The sequence below is a fragment of the Bacteroides sp. genome (genome assembly GCF_052357945.1).
In the GTDB taxonomy this organism is placed as follows: Bacteria; Bacteroidota; Bacteroidia; order Bacteroidales; family Bacteroidaceae; genus Bacteroides.
Window position 1 is genome coordinate 1 of the sequence record NZ_DAWCXD010000281.1, and the last position, 2,614, is coordinate 2,614.

The following is a 2,614-nucleotide window of genomic DNA, read 5'->3' on the forward strand; positions in this document are numbered from 1 at the left end:
TATTATATAATTTACTGTTAATAATTTTTGTTTTCTTTTTTTATTTCATAAAAAGTCTTATAAATTGAAGCTTTAGTATAAATATTGGCCTTAGTACTAGCTCGGGATAAATAGTGAATAGCAGAATCAGTTTCTTCGAGATTATACAATATACTTCCTTTCCAAAAGTAAGTAGGAGATAAATTAATGTTAGAAGGAGCATATCTCAAGGCTAAATCTATTTGCTTTTTAGCTTCTATATATAACCCTTGGTCGTCATATACCTTTGCTATATCACAAAAAATTGCATTTTCCCACAATGAATCTTTGATAGATTGTGCTATTGATAATGCTTTTTGATAATAAGATAATGCTTTTTCTTCCTCATCTTGTATTGCATAAACATTGCCTAATCCTCGGGTTGCGTGTAAAATTCCATATTTGTCTTGCATTTTTTCTGCAGTTGCGTATGATTCTTTATATGTTTTGATAGCCGGAAGATAAAACTCTTGACTCTCGTAACATAAAGCCAGATTATTGTATATTTGTAATATTGGAGCTTGGTTTGGGGATGCTGTTTTTAAAGCTGTTAGATAAGCTTCTGTTGCTTTTATATATTCTTTATTGTCTTGATACACTCTTCCGAGATAATAATAAGCTTTTGTTTTTAGCTTATTATTACTGTTATCCTTATAGTAGTCAACTGCTATTAGAATTAGAGAGTCATTGCGGTGAGATTTGAAATTCTTATCTAAAGCTTCTGTTAATAATAGTGCATACATGGCTTTTGCTGATTTATTAGATATTTCTTCAATAGATAGCTTTTCCAATATGCATAATGCGCTGTCAGCACGTTTGTCTATTAATGAATCTGCTAATTGTAATTGAGGGGCAGTGTTTGAATTATGACACGCATTAAAGAAAATGCATAGTGTTGTAATTAGAATAGTTAGGTAGTTCGGTTTCATAGAGTTTTATCTGTTTCTGCAAAAGTAAGTATTTATAAATAAAAAGTAGAATCGTTTGTCTATAAAACTTCTTTTAATAAGACGTTTCCCTTATTTTTTTATACTACTCTCCCTAATCTGCAAATGTGTCGGAATCGTCACCTGCTTGATAGTCTTATCTCCTTTTATCTGATCGATAAGTAGTTGGCAGGCAGTTTCTCCCATTTTATAGGTCTGATGTGATACAGCAGATAATTTCGGTTCCACATAATTAGCATGCTGCTCGTCTGTATACCCGATGATTGCCACATCATTCGGAATCCGGAGGCCGTGATTTTTGATAACTTCCATTGCTGCGAAAGCCAATGTATCATTCATGGCAAGAATAGCATCCGGAGGCTGTGGAAGTGACAGTAAGGTTTCTGTGGCAATCTTGCCTTCCTCATAATCAATTTTCCGGCAGACTACCAGCTCTTTTTCGATTGGAATACGATTCTCACGCAAGGCTTCCAGATAGCCATGTTTTCTTCTCTTTACAATATCCAGATGATTAGCTCCTCCGATAAAAGCTACCCGCTTGCTTCCATTATCCAGAAGATGTTGTGTAGCCATCTGTGCGGATTGGGCCCCATCTGCTATCACCGATGAAAATTGGTCGGTCAGGCAAACACGGTCGAACAGGATAAGTGGCATATTAATGTCTTTCAAGGCGGAGATGTGGGAGAAATCGGTTGTTTCTTGAGACAGACAGGCGATGATGCCTTCCACACGCATATTGACCAGATTCTCAATATTTCTTTTTTCGTGCTCGTAAGACTCATGTGAAGTCGTGATAATCACGAAATATCCGTTGGCAATAGCCATATTCTCTATTCCATTCAGAATTGATGCAAAGAAATGAGTGACAATATCCGGAACGATCACTCCGATGATACGTGGTGCATTTTTCCGCAGGCTCATGGCAAAAGGATTGGGACGATAGTTCATCTCTTTAGCCAGTGCCTTTGCTTTAGCACAAAGTTCACGGCTGATTTCCGGACTATCTTTTAGTGCCCTGGATACAGTAGGAATCGACACCCCCAATGCTTGGGCGAGATCTTTGAGTGAAGTATGTTTCCGGTTTTCCATTTGAAAGTCTGCAACTTAGATTCTTTTTACAAAGAAAGCACATTCCCGGAAAATTAAAAGCATTTGAAGCAATATTTTTTACGTAAACCGTTACGTTGGTTTTTCGACCGCTCTCTGCTGCACTGAAACTATTACTGACCTATTTTTGTCGCATACAAAATGATTTAAAACCTAAAAGTATGCAATACCATGAAATCGGAAAGACAGGGATGAAAGTATCATCTCTTAGTTTTGGAGCTTCTTCTTTAGGAGGAGTTTTCCATGATTTGAAAGAAAAAGAAGGCATTCAGGCTGTGTTTACCGCTGTTGAGGCAGGAATGAACTTTATCGATGTGTCTCCTTATTACGGACATTATAAAGCGGAAACTGTTTTAGGAAAGGCACTTAAAGATCTTCCTCGCGACCGTTATTACCTTTCTACCAAAGTGGGACGTTATGGAAAAGATGGAGTAAATCTGTGGGATTACTCTGCAAAGCGTGCTACCGAAAGTGTGTATGAGAGTATGGAACGTCTGAATATAGATTTTATCGATCTGATAAATGTACACGATGTGGAGTTT

At 37.0% G+C, this 2,614-nt stretch carries 3 protein-coding genes; 1 reads left to right on the forward strand and 2 read right to left on the reverse strand.

Annotated features, from left to right (window positions below; all coding sequences use genetic code 11):
• Window positions 1-17: 17 nt before the first annotated feature.
• A complete protein-coding gene (locus ACT8YW_RS22820) occupies window positions 18-947 on the reverse strand; it encodes a tetratricopeptide repeat protein (RefSeq protein ID WP_444107239.1) in 930 nt (309 codons plus the stop codon).
• 90 nt (window positions 948-1,037) lie between these two features.
• Window positions 1,038-2,054 carry a LacI family DNA-binding transcriptional regulator gene (locus ACT8YW_RS22825; RefSeq protein ID WP_118407401.1) on the reverse strand — a complete coding sequence of 339 codons (1,017 nt, stop codon included), beginning with the start codon at window positions 2,052-2,054 and terminating at the stop codon, window positions 1,038-1,040.
• 179 nt (window positions 2,055-2,233) lie between these two features.
• On the opposite strand from ACT8YW_RS22825, the gene ACT8YW_RS22830 reads away from it, so the two are divergent.
• Window positions 2,234-2,614, forward strand: a 381-nt coding sequence (locus tag ACT8YW_RS22830; protein ID WP_444107240.1) for an aldo/keto reductase, incomplete at its 3' end; no start/stop codon positions are given.

Excerpts from the sequence above, each read along its gene's own strand:
- ACT8YW_RS22820 (WP_444107239.1), bottom strand. The coding sequence starts at position 947 with ATGAAACCGAACTACCTAACTATTCTAATTACAACACTATGCATTTTC.
- ACT8YW_RS22825 (WP_118407401.1), bottom strand. The coding sequence starts at position 2,054 with ATGGAAAACCGGAAACATACTTCACTCAAAGATCTCGCCCAAGCATTG.